Annotated in this window: 14 protein-coding genes; 6 read left to right on the top strand and 8 right to left on the bottom strand. The window is 65.6% G+C overall.

Annotation, left to right across the window (positions count from 1 at the left end; genetic code table 11):
• Positions 1-219 precede the first annotated feature (219 nt).
• The 3 genes from OVY29_RS17950 to OVY29_RS17940 all read left to right on the top strand — a co-directional run bounded on the left by OVY29_RS17950 (position 220) and on the right by OVY29_RS17940 (position 4,694).
• The gene (locus OVY29_RS17950; protein WP_003043080.1) at positions 220-558 is read left to right on the top strand and encodes a P-II family nitrogen regulator; all 339 of its coding nucleotides are present in this window, start codon (positions 220-222) and stop codon (positions 556-558) included.
• A gap of 17 nt (positions 559-575) precedes the next feature.
• Positions 576-1,949, top strand: coding sequence for an ammonium transporter (locus OVY29_RS17945; protein WP_313911848.1), 1,374 nt, complete (start codon positions 576-578; stop codon positions 1,947-1,949).
• A gap of 354 nt (positions 1,950-2,303) precedes the next feature.
• Positions 2,304-4,694, top strand: coding sequence for a TonB-dependent receptor (locus OVY29_RS17940; RefSeq protein ID WP_313911847.1), 2,391 nt, complete (start codon positions 2,304-2,306; stop codon positions 4,692-4,694).
• Between the two features lie 171 nt (positions 4,695-4,865).
• On the opposite strand, the gene OVY29_RS17935 is transcribed toward OVY29_RS17940, so the two are convergent.
• Positions 4,866-7,799 carry a Tn3 family transposase gene (locus OVY29_RS17935; RefSeq protein WP_058804985.1) on the bottom strand — a complete coding sequence of 978 codons (2,934 nt, stop codon included), beginning with the start codon at positions 7,797-7,799 and terminating at the stop codon, positions 4,866-4,868.
• A gap of 147 nt (positions 7,800-7,946) precedes the next feature.
• On the opposite strand from OVY29_RS17935, the gene OVY29_RS17930 reads away from it, so the two are divergent.
• Positions 7,947-8,552 carry a recombinase family protein gene (locus tag OVY29_RS17930; protein ID WP_099185149.1) on the top strand — a complete coding sequence of 202 codons (606 nt, stop codon included), beginning with the start codon at positions 7,947-7,949 and terminating at the stop codon, positions 8,550-8,552.
• Positions 8,549-9,910 (top strand): hypothetical protein, encoded by a 1,362-nt coding sequence (locus tag OVY29_RS17925; RefSeq protein ID WP_313911833.1) that lies wholly within the window; start codon positions 8,549-8,551, stop codon positions 9,908-9,910. Before OVY29_RS17930 ends, OVY29_RS17925 begins: the two co-directional genes overlap by 4 nt.
• A 155-nt stretch (positions 9,911-10,065) precedes the next feature.
• On the opposite strand, the gene OVY29_RS17920 is transcribed toward OVY29_RS17925, so the two are convergent.
• Both OVY29_RS17920 and OVY29_RS17915 read right to left on the bottom strand, forming a co-directional pair.
• Entirely contained in the window at positions 10,066-10,545 is a 480-nt protein-coding gene (locus tag OVY29_RS17920) for a hypothetical protein (protein ID WP_313911846.1), read from the bottom strand.
• The gene (locus OVY29_RS17915; protein WP_313911845.1) at positions 10,542-10,916 is read right to left on the bottom strand and encodes a VOC family protein; all 375 of its coding nucleotides are present in this window, start codon (positions 10,914-10,916) and stop codon (positions 10,542-10,544) included. Before OVY29_RS17915 ends, OVY29_RS17920 begins: the two co-directional genes overlap by 4 nt.
• 61 nt (positions 10,917-10,977) lie before the next feature.
• Here OVY29_RS17915 and OVY29_RS17910 point away from each other — a divergent pair, with 61 nt between their 5' ends.
• On the top strand, positions 10,978-11,517 hold the full coding sequence (locus tag OVY29_RS17910) for a winged helix-turn-helix transcriptional regulator (RefSeq protein ID WP_313911844.1): 540 nt from the start codon (positions 10,978-10,980) through the stop codon (positions 11,515-11,517).
• Positions 11,518-11,520: 3 nt separating this feature from the next.
• Here the strand turns inward: OVY29_RS17910 and OVY29_RS17905 are convergent, their stop codons facing one another.
• The 5 genes from OVY29_RS17905 to recQ all read right to left on the bottom strand — a co-directional run bounded on the left by OVY29_RS17905 (position 11,521) and on the right by recQ (position 16,914).
• Positions 11,521-13,107 carry a GMC family oxidoreductase gene (locus OVY29_RS17905; protein WP_313911843.1) on the bottom strand — a complete coding sequence of 529 codons (1,587 nt, stop codon included), beginning with the start codon at positions 13,105-13,107 and terminating at the stop codon, positions 11,521-11,523.
• Between the two features lie 223 nt (positions 13,108-13,330).
• A complete protein-coding gene (locus tag OVY29_RS17900; RefSeq protein WP_037553191.1) occupies positions 13,331-14,245 on the bottom strand; it encodes a sterol desaturase family protein in 915 nt (304 codons plus the stop codon).
• Positions 14,238-14,642, bottom strand: coding sequence for a hypothetical protein (locus OVY29_RS17895; protein WP_037553190.1), 405 nt, complete (start codon positions 14,640-14,642; stop codon positions 14,238-14,240). The genes OVY29_RS17900 and OVY29_RS17895 overlap by 8 nt, the downstream gene beginning before the upstream one ends.
• The gene (locus OVY29_RS17890) at positions 14,639-15,073 is read right to left on the bottom strand and encodes a TIGR01244 family sulfur transferase (protein WP_313911842.1); all 435 of its coding nucleotides are present in this window, start codon (positions 15,071-15,073) and stop codon (positions 14,639-14,641) included. Before OVY29_RS17890 ends, OVY29_RS17895 begins: the two co-directional genes overlap by 4 nt.
• Before the next feature lie 65 nt (positions 15,074-15,138).
• A complete protein-coding gene (gene recQ, locus OVY29_RS17885; RefSeq protein ID WP_313911841.1) occupies positions 15,139-16,914 on the bottom strand; it encodes a DNA helicase RecQ in 1,776 nt (591 codons plus the stop codon).
• Positions 16,915-16,976: the final 62 nt, after the last annotated feature.

Raw genomic sequence — 16,976 nt, 5'->3', positions numbered from 1 at the left:
CAGCGACGTTACAGGCCCTCCCCTAACCCCTCCCGCAAGCGGGAGGGGAACAATGCTGCCTAAATTTTAGGCAACGCCCTGCCTCCACTGCCCACCGAACGCACGATCCGGTGCGTCGGTGACTCCAAAACCGTCACAAAATGTTAACTTTCGAACCTCGGGCGCAATTTGGCACGCCCGTTGCAGTGCAACATGGTGCCATTAGCAAAAGGGGGCGTCATGAAGCTGATCCTGGCCATCATCAAACCATTCAAGCTCGACGAGGTGCGCGAGGCGCTCACCGGACTCGGCATCGCCGGCATGACCGTGACCGAGGTCAAAGGCTTCGGCCGGCAAAAGGGGCAGACCGAAATCTACCGCGGTGCCGAATATGCCACCAACATGGTGCCGAAGGTGAAGATCGAACTCGTCTGCGACGACGCGCTCGCGCCGCGGGTCGTCGAAACGCTGCAGCAAAGCGCCGGTACCGGTTCGATCGGCGACGGCAAGATTTTCGTCCTCGACGTCGGTCAGGCCGTGCGCATCCGCACGGGCGAAACCGGCGAGGCGGCTCTGTAATGATAAAGGGGGAAGCAATGAAGTTCGCAAACAAGATTGCGGCGGGCGCCGGGGCCGCGGGCCTTTCGCTGTTCGCCGCGCTGCCCGCCTGGGCACAGGAAGCCGTCGCCGAAGCGGGGCCCGCCGCCGCCGAAGCCGTACCGACGCCCGACAAGGGCGACACCGCGTGGATGATGATCTCGACCGTGCTCGTCATGGCGATGATCGTCCCGGGCCTTGCGCTGTTCTACGGTGGGCTCGTCCGCACCAAAAATATGGCCTCGGTGCTGACGCAGGTGCTCGCCGTCGCGGCGCTCGCGATGATCCTCTGGGTCATGTACGGCTACAGCCTCGCCTTCGGCGGCGACGCCAACCAGTTCATCTCGGCCGGAAAGATGTTCCTCGCCGGCGTCACCGCGGATTCGACCGTCGCGACCTTCACCGATGGCGTCGTGATCCCCGAATTCGTCTTCATCGCCTTCCAGATGACCTTCTCGGCGATCACCGTCGCGCTCGTCCTCGGCGGGCTCGTCGAGCGCATGAAATTCTCGGCGGTGATGGTCTTCGCGATCGTCTGGCTGACCATCGTCTATTATCCGATCGCGCACATGGTCTGGTATCTCGGCGGTGACGATGCCTCGACCGGCCTGATCTTCGGCTGGGGCGCGCTCGACTTCGCGGGCGGCACCGTCGTCCACATCAACGCGGGCGTCGCAGCGCTCGTCGGCGGCTTCATCATCGGCAAGCGCAGCGGCTACCAGAAGGACATCATGGCGCCGCACTCGCTGACCATGACGCTGATCGGCACCGGCCTCCTCTGGGTGGGCTGGTTCGGCTTCAACGCCGGCTCGGCGCTCGAAGCCAATGGTTCGGCCGGCCTCGCGCTGATCAACACCTTCACCGCCACCGCCGCGGGCGTCCTCTTCTGGATGCTCACCGAACGCGCGCTCGGCCACAAGGGCTCGCTGCTCGGCGCCTGTTCGGGTGCGATCGCCGGCCTCGTCGCCGTCACCCCGGCCGCGGGCAATTCGGGTCCGTTCGGCGCGATCCTGCTCGGCGCGATCGCCGGCATCGTCTGCTGCTGGTTCGTGATGAAGATCAAGCCCAAGCTCGGCTTCGACGATTCGCTTGACGTGTTCGGTATCCACGGCCTCGGCGGCATCATCGGCTCGGTCGGCACCGCGGTGACGATGCTCGCCGCGCTCGGCGGCCCCGCAGGCGACGATTATGTCCTCGGCAGCCAGCTCTGGATCCAGATCAAGTCGGTGCTCGTCGCGATCCTCTGGTCCGGCGCCGGCTCGGCCATCGCCTTCTATGTCGCGAAGCTGGTCACCGGCGGGCGCGTGTCGGAAGAGGTCGAACGCGAAGGCCTCGACCTCGGCGAGCACGGCGAGCGCGCCTATAATTATTGACGAGACAGGATACCCGTCGCCGCACGTCTCTCTCCTTTCAATCGGCGGCGGCGGGATCCTCACCAGGTTCCTCCTGCGAACCACTGGCCGGGACCGACGTCCCGGCCTTTTTTTTGATTGTGGCCGAAAGGGCCACGGGCCCGGGACCGCCGTCCCGGCCTCTTTTTTTGATTGTGGCCGAAAGGGCCACGGGCCCGCGACCGACGTCCCCGGCCATTTTTATACTGTGGCCGCGACGCAACAGGTCCGGGTAATTTTATTGCGCGCGAATCGTCCCCCATTGCCTCTCACCCGCAAGAAGCGCACCCTCCCGCCCGGACCAGAGTCAGATTGGCCACCAGGAGGAGGATTATCATGAATGCACGAGCATCTTTGCTCGCAGGCTTGTCGTGCCTTGCGCTCGCAAGCGCCCCGGCAGCGGCGCAGGACGCGCCGTCGGACAGCTATGACGGCAACGAGATCATCGTCACGGCCACCAAGCGCGACGCCAGCCTTCAGGACGTTCCCTTTTCGATCAACGCCCAGACCGAACAGGCGATCGAGCGCGCCAATGCGAGCACGATCGAGGATCTGTCGCGCAACGTCGCGGGGCTGACCGTCCAGAATCTCGGGCCCGGGCAGAGCCAGGTATCGGTGCGCGGCGTTTCGGCGGGCCAGATCGCGCGCGACCAGCCGGGCGTCAAGGAACAGGTCGGCGTCTATCTCGACGAATCGGTCGTCTCGCTGTCGCTCTTCACCCCCGACCTCGACCTGTTCGATTTGAACCGCGTCGAAACGCTGCGCGGGCCGCAGGGCACGCTTTTCGGCTCGGGTTCGGTCGGCGGCACGCTCCGCTACATCACCAACCAGCCGACCACCGACCGCGTCGAGGGCAAGGTCGAAGGCAATGTGAATCTCGTCGATGGCGACGATTTCGGCGGGCATTTGAAAGGCGCGATCAACCTGCCGCTAAGCGAGAATCTCGCGATGCGCGCGGTCGGCTACTACACGCGCTACGGCGGCTTCATCGATGCGCTGCGCGAAGGCGGCGGCGAGAGCGAGGACGTCAACAGCGGCGAACGCTATGGCGGCCGCGTGTCGCTCCGCTGGGAACCGGCCGAGAATCTCTCGATCACCCCGCGTTTCCTCTATCAAAAGGTGACCACCGACGGTTTCAACCGGCAGGAGGTCTATAATCTCTATGCCAACCAGTTCACGACGACGCGCCCGCAGGTGACCTTCGAGGAACGCCAGCAATATCTGCTGCTCGACGAAGCCTTCGAGGACGAGGTCAAGCTCTTCGACCTCACGATGAACTATGGCGGCGACACGATCGGCCTGACCTCGGTCACGAGCTATACCGATCGCGACATCCTCGTCAGCCGCGACGCGAGCGCGCTCACCGGCAGCGTGTCGGCCGATCTCGGCTTCCCCGACGCGGGCATCCTGCTCCCGTCGAACCTCGTCGATACGACGGGGGTCAAGCAGTTCACGCAGGAACTTCGCGTGAACTCGGCAGGCGAGGGCCCCTTCCAATGGCTCGTCGGCGGCTATTATGCGAACGTCAAACGCGACTATGCCCAGCGCCTGCCGACGCCCGGTTATGACGCCTTCACCGACGCGACCCTCGGCGCTGGAACTTCGGCGGCGGTGGCGAATGGCTTCGGCCCCGATTCGCCTTACAATGCCGACATCCCCTATGACCTGTCGCAAATCGCGATCTTCGGCGAGGTCAGCTATGATTTCACCGAACGGCTGACCGCGACGGTCGGCGGCCGCTATTACGCCTTCGACGAAACGCGGCGCTTCGTATCGGGCGGGCTGTTCACGAACGGCGACAATGACCGCGACAAGACCTCGTCGACCGGTTTTTCGCCGCGCCTGCTCTTGAGCTACGACGTCGCCGACGGCGTCACGCTCAACGCGCAGGCGTCGAAGGGCTTCCGCCTCGGCGGCGTCAACGATCCGCTCAATCTGCCGCTCTGCGACGGCGGCAATCCGGGCGGCCCCGACGCCGAGACCTTCGGCGGCCGGCCGCGCTACGACGACGAAACGCTGTGGAACTATGAAGGCGGGGTGAAGGCGCAGTTCGGCGGCATCACCTTCAACGCCGCGGGCTTCTATACCAAGATCAACAATCTGCAGGTCACCGCCGATGCCGGCAGCTGCTCGTCGCGTATCGTCTTCAACGCCGACGCGCATACGATGGGGCTTGAATTCGAGCTGTCGGCGAGCCCGTTCACCGGCTTCGATCTCGGACTGTCGGGCAGCTATGTCGAGGCCGAATTCGATTCGACGCTGACGCGCCCCGACGGAACGGTGATCGAGGGCATCCGCGACGGCAACCGCCTGCCCTCGGTGCCCAAGTTCCAGATGGCGGCGAACGCGACCTACAGCTTCCCGATCGACACCTCGGGGAACAGCAACGCCTTCGTCACCGCCTCCTTCCAGCATGTCGGCAGCCGCTATACGCAGCCGGGAGATCAGGAGAACAACCCGCGGACCTTCGTCCACGGCTTCACCTTCGGCGGCGCACCGATCGGATCGGCGACGACGCTCGACCTCAAGCTGCCCGATTATCAGCTGGTCAATATCGGCGCGGGAATCGAGTTTCCCGACGAACTCGAAATCTCGGTCTATGTGAACAATCTGTTCGACGAAAACGCCCTGCTCGCCTTCGACCGCGAGCGCGGCGGACGCGCGCGGCTCGGCTTTGCGACGAACCAGCCGCGCACCTTCGGCGTCACGGTGCGAAAGGGCTTTTAAGCGGCCGCGAAAGGGGCCGGATCGCCGGCGCGTGCCGGCCCCTTTCTCAACTGAAATGCTGCACAAATTTTGTGCAGCATTGCCGCAATTTTAGCCTTTCCAACATGACATTAATATGGCATTCATTGGGTCAACAGTTTCAGGGCCCCTGTGCATTATGCGGACACAGATTCACGGTAGCGGTTTGATGAGCAGCGGCATGAGGCCATTGGCGTCGAGATCGAGGTGATCGGACCAGACATAATCGCCGGTGAGATTGATGCGATCCCAGCCCAATGGTGAGAGCCGAGACAGCATAGCCGGATCGATCTGGCTTCCGCGGCGGCGCATTTCTTCGACGGCGTGCCCAAGATAGCGACAGTTGAACAGGATGATCGCTGCGGTGACGAGGTTGAGGGCAGCCGCGCGGGTTTGCTGGTTCTCCAAGCCACGGTCGCGAAAGCGACCGAGCCGATGGAAGGCGACCGCTCGCGCCAGGCTGTTGCGCGCCTCGCCCTTGTTCAACTCGGCGGTGACCGTGCGGCGTAGCGCCGGATCGTCGAACCAGCGCAACGTGAACAGCGTGCGCTCGATCCGTCCTACCTCGCGGAGCGCCGCGGCGAGGCTGTTCTGCTGGCGGTAGGCGGATAGCTTTTTGAGGATCAGCGAGGGCGTAACGGTGCGATCACGCATCGCGCCGATGACGCGTTCGATATCCGGCCAGTGGCTGACGATCAGATCCCGGTTGAGCCTGTGACCGAACAGTGGCGCAAGCCTGCCATAGCGCTTCGAAGGTTCGAATGCGTAGAGGCGCCGGTCGGACAGGCGAGGAATGCGCGGCTCGAAATCGAGCCCGAGGAGATGCATCGTTGCGAACACGATGTCGGAAACGCCGCCTCCATCGACGTGCAGTGCGGTCAGATCGGCGTTGCTGTCATGGCCGAGGAGCCCATCGAGCGCATGGATGGCTTCTCCTGCCGTGCCGGCGATCACCGTCTGGTGCAGCGGCGCGTAGCGGTCGGTGATGGTGGTGTAGATCTTGACCACTGGGTCGCGACCATAATGGGCGTTGACCGCTCCGCCGGCTTCGCCCGGCCCGCCCAGGTAGAAGGCCTGGCCATCCGCGGAAGCCCGGTGTCCTTGCCCAAACCAGGCGGCGATCGGCTCGGCGTGGATGGCGTCGGTCAGACAGGCGAGCGCCGCCCGAAAGGTTTCCTCGCGCATGTGCCATGTCTGCATGCGCAGCAGCGCGCGGCGTGACCCTGCGCCGCATACCTCGGCCATGCGCGACAGCCCAAGATTGGTCGCTTCGGCAATCAGAGTGGCGAGGAAGGCCTGCTCATCGCCAGGCGGCAACCCGGTCGAGACGTGCCCGAAGTGCTGGGTGAAGCCGGTCCATCGTTCGACCTGCGACAGCACGTCGGTGATACGCGTGGCAGGCAGCATACCGTAGCAGGCAAGCGTCAGATGCCGTCCTTCGTCGTGCCCGGCATCATCGTCCTTCAGTTCCTTGGGGAAGCGCAATCGCTCGCCAGCGAACAGGGCAGCATCACGTCCGGCCAGATTCTGGGCGACGTCGCACAAGGCTTTGTCGAGTTGCGCGGCGCGCTGATCGAGCCATGCGTGTGGATCACCGAGCGAGAACACCGGTTGCAGCGCTGCGCCACTTGATGGCGCGAGCAGCACGTCCAGCGACCTGTGCAGCCGTGACCTCGGCACCCAGATATCACCCGATGCCAGTGCATTGGCGAGCGCCCCGTAGGTGGCCATCTCCCAATGCGTCCGGTCGATCTTGCCGGCGACCACGACATGGCGGTGCCAGCGCCGCTCGACATGACCGAGCGGAACGTCGGCAGGGAGCGGCTTGCGCCAGTCGCCATCAAGATCCGACAGGACCGTCATCGCATTGCGCAACGCCGCGGTGCCGACCCGGCCGTGGAAATCGAGCGTTTGCAGGAATAGAGGTCCTATTCGTTTGAAGGTCCGGTATTCGGCTGCGATCTCGCTCAACACATCGTCCCTGTGAGGTGCCGCGGTACGACGGATGATCGCGGCATCGGCATCGAGCATGTCGAGAGGCACGATATCCCTGAGGGCCGCGCCGATATCTTCACCGGTGCGTGCTACCCGGCTAACTGTTTCCAGCACGGTGGCGATGCGCATCAGTCGGTCACGGCCTTCGCGTCCCGAAATCGCGATTCCCTGTTCCAGGCGTTTGCGGGCACGAAGGTGAGCGCGTCCCATCAAGGCGCCGAACATGGCGATCGCCGCGTCGGTAAGCGTGGCTTCCATCTCGCGCAGCGTAGCAAGCAGGATGGCCCGCCTGCGGGAGGCGCGCATCTGTTGGAAGGCCTGGGCGGTATAGCGCACGCCTTCGCGGGCGAACTGCGTCATGCGTGGCTCGTGCAGGGGATCGACCGGAACACAGGAAATTCCGGTCCTGCGGATCAGAGCGATCTTCTCAAGGATTTCGGCGAGCGAGGCTGACGCGACGCGGGGCTGTGGTTCGCGCAGCCACGACAAGCGGCTCTGTCGATCATGCACCTTCTCATCGACCAGCGTATCGAGGCGCTGACGCATATCCGCATCGAGTTTATCATGGATTGCAGCGACCAGATCGGTTTCCACCCGCAGCATCGCCTCGGCCGCCATCCGCTCGACTACGCTGATGCCGGGGATAACGATGCGCCGCGTGCGCAGCTCGTCGAGCAGTCGATCGAGCAGAATACGCCCGTCCACGATGGGCATGGCTTCGATTTCCAGCCAGGTCATCATGATACCGCGCGCTGGCCGGCTCAGATCGGTGAAGCCGAAGCGCGCCTTGATGGCGGCAAGCTGATCGTAGCGGGTCGGCGCTCGCCGCGCGAAGTCGGCGATGGCGCCTGCATCCACCCCGACCTGCTCGGCGATATGGTCGAGCATGATCGCAGGCAACAGCTCGCCTGCGCGCAGATGCCGCCCCGGAAAGCGGAGGCAACAGAGTTGCAGGGCGTAGCTCAACCGGGTTGCCGGAGTGCGCGCGGTGCCGATTGCAGCAAGGTCCTCGGCATCGAGGCCATAGTGTCGCACCACCGCCGCCTCGCTGTCGGGCAAAGCAAGCAATGCGGCGCGCTGCCGCTGGGTCATCGGAATACGTGCGGGCATGTTTCATCCTTCAAAAACCTCTTGCCTTTTGCCCGCTTAATGAAAGAGGATTGTGAAAGGCCCAAGGCTGCGGAAATTGGTGCATCCTGTTTCCACCTCCGGATACGGCCGTTTGTGAAAGAGACGCAGATGACGCGCGAACCCTATCTGATCGGCTATGCCCGCGTATCGAAGGGCGACGACCAGTCGAACGCCGCGCAGCGGCGCGCGCTCGATGCCGCCGGCTGCAAGCGGATGTTCGAGGAGACCGCCAGCGGTGGGCGGTGGGACCGACCCAAGCTTCTGGAGATGATCGGCCAGTTGCGCGAGGGAGATGTCGTCGTCGTCTGGAAGCTCGACCGACTGTCGCGCAGCTTGAAGGACATGCTGCACATCATGGAGCGGATCGAGCACGCGGGAGCGGGCTTTCGTTCGCTGACCGAGGCGATCGACACCACCACCGCGGCAGGGCGGATGATGATGCAGATGGTGGGAAGCTTCGCCGAGTTTGAGCGGGCCATGATCCGCGAGCGTACCAGCGCCGGCCTTGCCCAGGCTCGCGCAGAAGGACGGATCGGCGGGCGTCGGCCCAAGCTCGGCGACAAGCAGCGCCGCGAAATCGCCGAGTCCGTCACGTCCGGCCGCAAGTCCGGTGCCGAGATGGCGCGGCTCTACGGCGTCAGCGAACCCACCGTCTCGCGCATCGTCGCCGCGCACCGCCAGCAATTCAGTCAGCAGCAGAGGGAACAGGCATGAAGCGTGGTCACGATCTGTCCGGCGTCATGAAGTTCGCCACCTCGCCGGCCTGGGGCGAGCATCTGGGCGAGGCGCTCGGCGATCATCTCGGGCTGGCGATGGAGGAGTTCGACTTCGAAGCGGACGAGCTGGCGGACATCGTCGGCGATCATTGGGCCGGCGTGTTGTGGGGATGCGCGTTCGAGGATCTGCTCACGCGCACCATCGAACCCGGGGACCGGAACATCGTTGATGACTATATTCGGCGCCGGGGCTGGAACGAGAGCGGCCCGACCAAAATCTACCTGCGTGCCCTCCGATCGTCGGTGATGAGCCTCCACGAGGTGAGCGAGGTCGAGCCCGGGAGCGGCTTCCTTGTGCGTGACCTGATCCAGGGCAGCGAGCCGCTTCGAGTATCCGAGCGCAGCGCCTCGCAGACGCTGAAGCAATGGGACAGGATCGGTGCCCGCGTCGTGCAGGTCGGAGGCAAGCACCTCCTGTCGGGGGGCGTGCTGTCGTTCACTATGGAGGCGGCCGAGGCGATCGTCGCCGATCTACGGCGCTCGAAGGGCAAGCGCAGCCCGCAAACCGCGTTGAACCTAGACGCCGACGATCTGGCTGCACTTCCGGCCCTCATCAGCACGGCATGGCTGTTCGATGTCGTTCCCAGGACCATGGGACCGGCGTCCATCCCCACGCTGCACAACAGTGATGGCGAGGAGGTGATGTTCCACCGCGTGCGCTTTCCCTTCGCACGCGGCGTGACCCAGGCGCTGGTCGGCGAGCGGCTTGATACTCTCCCTGCGCTTCAGCGGGAAACCACGCACTTTTGGAACTGGCTGGGCGAGAAACCGAACGGAAAAGCGAAAAGCACCGGGCGCATGGCGTGGGGTGTGACGATGGCGGACGGCACCCCGGTGCTCGGCAATGTCGAATTGAAAGGCCGCGCCCTGATGCTCGCCGTCACCTCGGCCGAGCGAGCGAAACGCGGCACCACGCTTATCAACGATGCGCTCGCCGGGTTGGTCGGCTCGCCGCTGACCACGATTGAGACGGTCGAACAGGCCATGGCGGCGCGGGCCGAGGGGCTGACATCATCCGAACCGGCACCCGCCATTGCGCCAGAGGTTGCAACCCCGCTCATCCATGCCATGCTCGACCGTCAGTACCGCGCGACGCTCGATGAACCCGTCGGCATGCTCGGCGACATCACCCCGCGCGCAGCCGTTCAAACTGCCGCAGGCCGGCACCGAGTAGCCGGGTGGCTCAAGCATCTCGAAAACCGCAGCAGCAGCCAACTCGACGCGAACGACCCGATGGCCACCTACGACTTCACTTGGATGTGGCGCGAACTTGGCATCGAGAACCTGCGCAAATAGTTCGCTACCCCTGACGTCGATGCCTACCGTGAATCCGTGTCCCTACAATGCACAGAGGCCTTCAGGAGGGGAGAGCCTGAAAGGCTGGGCCGGGACGCAAGTCCCGGCCCTCTTTTTTTGTGCACAACATGCGCCCGCCTGAAAAGTGGCGGCTTTCAGGGGTTTTTGCGCGTATAGCGCAGCACAGCGAAGACGCGCCAGCCGCCATCTTCCTGCAGGACCGAATCGCTGACGAGGAGCCGCCCACTCTCGTCGAGGACATAGGTCGATCGGCCGATCTCGACATCGGCGCTGCCCCAATGCGTCCACCATTTCGCCGCATTCACCCCGCCCGCAACCGCGCGCGTGCGCCCCGTGCTGTCGGTCCATTTCCCGCCGACGCGCCCCTTCGCATCGACGGCATAGGTCGCCTCTGCCGAGTAGGCGACGGGCGGGGTTCGCTCGATGCTCAGCCGATAGGAAAGCATCGTCGCGCCGCCCTCGCCCGGCGCGATCTCGAGCGTCGCGGTCGCGGGCTTGCCGAACGCCTCGCCCTCACCGACCCAGCTTCCGTGCCAGGCGGTCAGCGACGGTGGCTCGGCGGCGGGCGGCGCGGACGCGAGAAGCGCCGCGGCGGCCCAGCCGAGTGCCGTCATGACGCCATATCGGACTGCGAGAACATGAAGGCGTTGCCGTCGGGATCGTAAAAGGTGAGCAATTTCACCAGCCCCGGAATATGCTGGATATCGCCGTCCTGCCGCACGCCCTCGGCATCGAGATGGGCCTTGGCTTCGACGATGTCGGCGACCTCGAACACATTGGTCGCGCCGCCGCCCTGCACGACGCTCTCGACCTCGCTCAGCCCGATATTGACCCCCGCCATCGGGGTTTTCATTTCGCACCAGCCGATCTCGTCGGCGCGGTAGAGCAGTTCGCAGCGCATCACCCGCCCGTACCACCCAATCGACGCGGTCATGTCCTTCACCCCCATCGAGCAGGTAAGCTCGGATCCATATTCGAGTGCCATGCCTTTGCTCCCTCTGCCAGCATCCTTGCATCGATGGTCTGGTTTGTATAGTTACTTGCAAATGCCGTCAAGCAAGTCCGATCCGTTGCTGGTCCAGCTCGGCAGCCACCGCTGGCTGGTGCCCTTGCTCGCCGATCTCGCGGCCCGCAAAGGCGCGCGCTTCGTCGAACTCGTCCACCGGCTCGGACTGTCGCGCGACAGCCTGACGCGGACGCTGGAGGCGGCGCAGGCGATCGGCTGGGTGCGGCGCAACCCCGGTCACGGCCACCCGCTTCGCCCCGAATATATATTGACCGGCAGCGGACAGGCGGCCGCCGCGCGCGCCGCGACGATCGCCGAAGCCCATGGCGCGCTCGGCCTGCCCCCTGGCGCCGCGACGCGCTGGGGGCTGCCGCTCGTCGTCGGCATCGGCGCGGGGCACGACCGCTTCAACGCGCTGTCGCGCCTGCTCGCCCCTGCGACACCGCGGGCGCTGTCGCAGGGGCTGGCCGCGCTTGGGCGCCATGGGCTGGTGACGCGCGAGGTGATCGATATGCGCCCGCCCGCGAGTCGGTATGACTTGACGGGCAGCGGCCGATTGTTGGCGGCCGCTTGCTCTTAGCGCTCAGGCCAGCGCCGCCTTCACGAAGTCGGCCGCGCGTTCGCCGATCATGATGCTCGGCGCGTTGGTGTTGCCGCTGACCAGCCGCGGCATCACGCTCGCGTCGGCGACCCACAACCCTTCGACGCCGTTCAGCTTCAGCGCCGGATCGACTACCGCATCGGCATCGCTGCCCATCCGGCACGTGCCGACAGGGTGATAGACGGTATCGGCGCGCGCGCGGATCAGCGCGTCGAGCGCCGCATCGTCGTCGAGATCGACCGGGTGACGGTCGACCCCCGCATAATCCGACAGCGGCGGCGCGGCGGCGATCCGGTGCATCATCCGCACCCCGGCGCGCAGCGTCGCCATGTCGCGCGCATCGGTCAGGAAGCCCGGATCGATCACCGGCGCCGCGGCGGCATCGCCCGACGCCAGCGTCACCGACCCGCGGCTCTCGGGCCGGAGCACGCAGGCGTGGCACGAAAAACCGTGGCCCTTCACCTTGGTGCGGCCATGATCCTCCAGCATCGCGGGGACGAAATGATATTGGATGTCGGGCGCGGGCAGATCGGGCCGCGATTTCCAGAAGCCGCCCGCCTCGGCAAAGCATGTCGTCATGATGCCCGTGCGCTGGCGGCGATGCTCGAAGATCGCTTTCAGCATCCGCCAAGTGCCGCTCGCGCTGTCGCCGAACGGGTCGGCCGAGCGCGTTTCCCAGCTCGACACATAGTCGATATGGTCCTGCAGGTTCGCGCCGACTCCGGCGCGGTCGAGCGCGACCGCGATCCCCTTGTCCTTGAGATGCGCGCCCGGCCCGATCCCCGACAGCATCAATATCTGTGGGCTGTTGAAGGCGCCTGCCGACAGAACGACCCCGCCGCGCGCGCGGAGCGTCTCGCGTTTCGATCCGCGCCGGATGACCACCCCCGTCGCGCGGCCGTTCTCGACGACGATCTTCTCGACCAGCGCGCCGGTGCGCACCGCGAAATTGCCATGTTCGCGCAAGGGTTCGACATAGGCGCGCGCCGCCGACCAGCGTTCGCCCGCTTTCTGCGTCACCTGATAGAGGCCAAACCCCTCCTGGCTCGCACCGTTGAAATCGGCCGTGCGCGGCAGTTGCAGCGCCGCCGCGCTCTCGACGAAGCGCCGGCTCGTCACATTGGGCCAGCGCTGGTCCATGACATTGAGCGGCCCGCCGCTGCCGTGGAAATCGTCGGCTCCGCGCTCATTATGCTCGGCGCGTTTGAACCAGGGCAGCACGTCGGCATAGCTCCAGCCGGTCGCTCCCAGCGATTCCCACTGGTCGTAATCGAAGGCGTGGCCGCGGATATAGACCATCGCGTTGATCGCGCTCGAGCCGCCGAGCCCGCGCCCGCGCGGCTGGTATCCGGTGCGCCCGTTCAGCCCCTTTTGCGGCACCGTTTCATATTTATAATTCGAGCTGTTCCGGATGAAGGGCATGAAGCCCGGCGTCTTGATCAGCATATTGTCGTTGCGCCCGCCCGCCTCGACCAGACAGACGGCGCGCTTGCCATCCTCGGCGAGCCGCCCCGCCGCCGCGCTCCCCGCGCTGCCCCCGCCGATGACGATGATGTCGAACTGATCCATAAGCCGCTCCCCTCGCCACCCGGTCGGTGGTCCACTGCGACTTACATGAATGTCATTAGGTGGCGAAGCAAGGAAGAAGGGGTTTCCTTCTTCGTTCGCCCTGAGCTTGTCGAAGGGCCGTTCTTCCTTCTTACGACGCCAAGGCGAAAAACTGTGCTTCGACAAGCTCAGCACGAACGGAGTTGGTAATCCCTCCGCGTCTCCGCGTGCCCCTTTTCGGCGCCTACTCCGCCGGCTCCTCGACCGACCGCCCCGCTGCCCAGCGCTGCTTGATCATCGCGCTCGTCGCGCGGCTGCCGTCGTGGCTCCAGCCGGGCTCGCGCCACATATAGGACAGCTTGTGCTTCCACGGCGCGGCCCACACGTCCTTCGCGATCCCGACCCATTCATGCACCGCGGCCCACAATATGTTGAAGCTGCCGAGCTGCTTGACGATGCCGTAACGCACCGGCTCGTCGTCGCGTTCGGCGACGAAGCTGCCGAACATCTTGTCCCAGATGATGAAGACGCCCGCATAATTGGCGTCGAGATAGCGCGGATTGACGCCGTGATGGACGCGGTGGTGCGACGGGGTGTTCATCACCGCTTCGAACCAGCGCGGCATCCGCCCGATCGCCTCGGTATGAATCCAGAACTGGTAGATCAGGTTCAGCCCCGCGCAGAAAAAGACCATCGCGGGTGGAAAGCCGATCAGGAACAGCGGCAGGCGGAAGATGAAACCAAGGCTGAAGAAGCCGGTCCACGTCTGCCGGAGCGCGGTCGACAGATTATAATGCTGGCTCGAATGATGGATGACATGGCTCGCCCAGAACCAGCGCACGCGGTGCGCGCTGCGGTGAAAGGCATAATAGGCGAGATCGTCGAGAAAGAAGCAGAGGATCCACGCCCACCACCAAGTGCTGAACTCGATCCCGATGTCGAACAGACGGAATTGATAGACCCACACCGCCATGCCGATCACCGCCGCGCCGACGAGCGCTCCGGCGACCTGGCTCACCGTGCCGAGCATCAGCGAGGTCAGCGTGTCACGCGCCTCGTAACGGCTCTTGTCGCGACGCAGCGACACGATCATTTCGACGATCAGCAGCAGGATGAAACCCGGCACCGCGTAGACGACGGGATCGGGCAGCTCAGGCACGGCCGAACTCCCGCATACGCGATGCCCACATCCCCGCATCCTTCCCCAGTTGCAGCGTCACCGCGCCGAATGTTCGCTCCGGCATCGTCAAAGTCAGGAAATCCTTGTCGAGCCGTCCGATAACGCTCGCATCGACCGGCCGCGCCGCGAAATGATTGCCATGCGCGCGTATCAGCATCATCCGCCCCTCGGCATTGCGGACGATCGCGGCAAAGCCCGCGCGGTCGCGCGCGACTTCGATCCCGCGAAACCCCGCTTCGGCCTCTTCGGCGAGCCGGATCGCGTGGGCTTCGTCCGCAATCCGCGGATCGGCGCCGAGCCCCATCCTGCCGACCAGCCAGGCGATGAACAGCACCGCGACGAGCGACGCGCCCGTCTGGACAAGCACCGCGGTCATTTTTCCCCCGACAGCGCGTCCAGCATCGGCCGCAGCCCCGAAAGATCGTAGCCCGCCTTTGCCGCCGCATCGACGATGCCGCCGACATCGTCGCCGGCGCGCGCGCGCGTCAGCGCCCAGAGATGCGTCGAGCGCGTTCCCGACCGGCAATAGGCGAGGATGGGTCCGGTCGCGCTCGCCAGCAATTTGTCGAGCGCGTCGATCTGCGCATGGCTGAATCCCGCATGGCCGATCGGGATCGCGGCATAGGCCAGCCCCTCGGCGGCGCAGGCGCCCGCGATATGCTCGCCCTGCGGCGCCGCCGGCTCCTCGCCGTCGGGACGGTTGTTGATCACCAGCGCAAAGCCTTGCGCCTTGGCCTCGGCGACATCCTCGATGCCGATCTGCGGCGCGACGCTGAACTGGGCGGACAGGGGACGAAAATCGCTCATGCCGCCGATCTACTCCCGCCGCCCACTTGCTGACAAGCATGAAGGTGGTGGGCGTGAAGCTGCAATCAATATTGGCGGATGACGTTCAGAAACGCGTCACCCCACGCGTCGAGCTTCTTGCCGCCGACGCCGGGAATGTCGGCGAGCGCGCTCCGCGTCGCGGGCCGTTCGCTCGCCATCGCGCGCAGCACCGCGTCGTGGAAGATCACATAGGGCGGCACCCCGGCTTCGGCCGCCAGTTCGCGCCGCATCGCGCGAAGCGCGTCGAACAAGGGATCGCCGACCGGGTTCGCGGCGGCCCGATCCGCCCGCGAAGCCCTTTGCGTCCGTTTCACCGGCGGCTCGGCGATCAACACCGGCGTTTCGCCCTTCATCATCGCGCGCCCGGCGGGACCGAACATCAGCCCGCCATGCTCGGTCGTCTCGAGCGCCTCGCGCGCGACGAGCGTGCGCACGAGCGGCTTGATCAGCCGCGCCTCCTCGCCCGCGACGATACCGAAGACCGAGAGCTTGTCGTGCCCCCGCTGGGCAATGCGCTCGTCGTTCCGCCCCGTCAGCACCGCCTCGACATGCCCGGCGCCAAAGCTCTGCCCGGTGCGATAGACCGCCGAAAGCAGTTTCTGCGCCAGCACCGTCGCGTCGAGCTGGCGCGGCGGTTCGAGGCAGGTGTCGCAATTGCCGCAGCGTTCGGGCGGCGACTCGCCGAAATGGCGCAGCAACAGCGCGCGGCGGCACTCGACGGTCTCGACCAGCGCCGCGAGCGCGTTGAGCCGCGCCCGTTCGCTTGCGATGCGCGCCTCGGGCAATTCGCCGAGCCGCATCCGCGCGCGCGCGAAATCCTCGGCGCCCCATAGCATCAGCGCCTCGGCGGGGTCGCCGTCGCGCCCCGCGCGTCCCGTTTCCTGATAATAGCTCTCGATCGACTTCGGCAGCCCGGCATGCGCGACGAAGCGCACGTCGGGCTTGTCGATCCCCATGCCGAAGGCGACCGTCGCGGTGACGATGCCATCCTCCGACGCAACGAAGTCGTGCTGCACCCGCGCGCGGCGCTCGGCGTCGAGCCCGGCGTGATAAGCGGCGACGCTGCGTCCGGTCGCGGCGGCGAGCTTTTGCGCCATGCGTTCGGTCCCGTCGCGCGTCGGACAATAGACGATCCCGGGCCCGGGATTGGCGGCGATGAAATCGGTGAGCTGCTTTGCGGGAGTCACGCGCGGCGTCACCCGATAGCGAATGTTCGGGCGATCGAAGCCCGCGAGCACCAGCCCTTCGGCCGGGATGCCGAGCTGGAGGAGGATATCTTCGCGCGTGTGCTTGTCGGCCGTCGCCGTCAGCGCAAGCCGCGGTACCGACGGGAAAGCGTCGAGCAACGGGCGGAGCAACCGGTAATCGGGGCGGAAATCATGCCCCCATTCCGAAACGCAATGCGCCTCGTCGATCGCGAACAGCGCGGGCGTGCGCGCTTCCATCAACGAGCGGAAGCCTTCGCCGGTGGCGCGCTCGGGCGCGATATAGAGGAGGTCGAGTTCGCCGTCGCGATACGCCTGCCGCGTGTCGGCGAAATCGGCATCGACGCTCGTCAGGCTCGCGGCGCGAATTCCCGCCGCGCGCGCACCGCGCAGCTGGTCGTGCATCAGCGCGATCAGCGGCGACACGACGACGACGCAGCCATCGAGCGCGACCGCCGGCAGCTGATAAGTCAGCGACTTGCCCGCGCCGGTCGGCATCACCGCGAGCGTGCGTTCGCCCGCCATCACGCGCGCGACGACATCGCCCTGTCGGCCGCGGAAATGGTCGAAACCGAAGGTCGATTTGAGCAACGGGAGGAGAGCGTCGGCGGACATTGGAGAGGGCGATAGGGCGGATGATGGGGAGAGGGAAGCCCCGGACTCATCCAAACGCGCAA

The organism is Sphingopyxis sp. SE2 (assembly GCF_032227185.1).
Taxonomy (GTDB): domain Bacteria; phylum Pseudomonadota; class Alphaproteobacteria; order Sphingomonadales; family Sphingomonadaceae; genus Sphingopyxis.
This window is presented reverse-complemented; position numbering and strand designations above follow the sequence as displayed.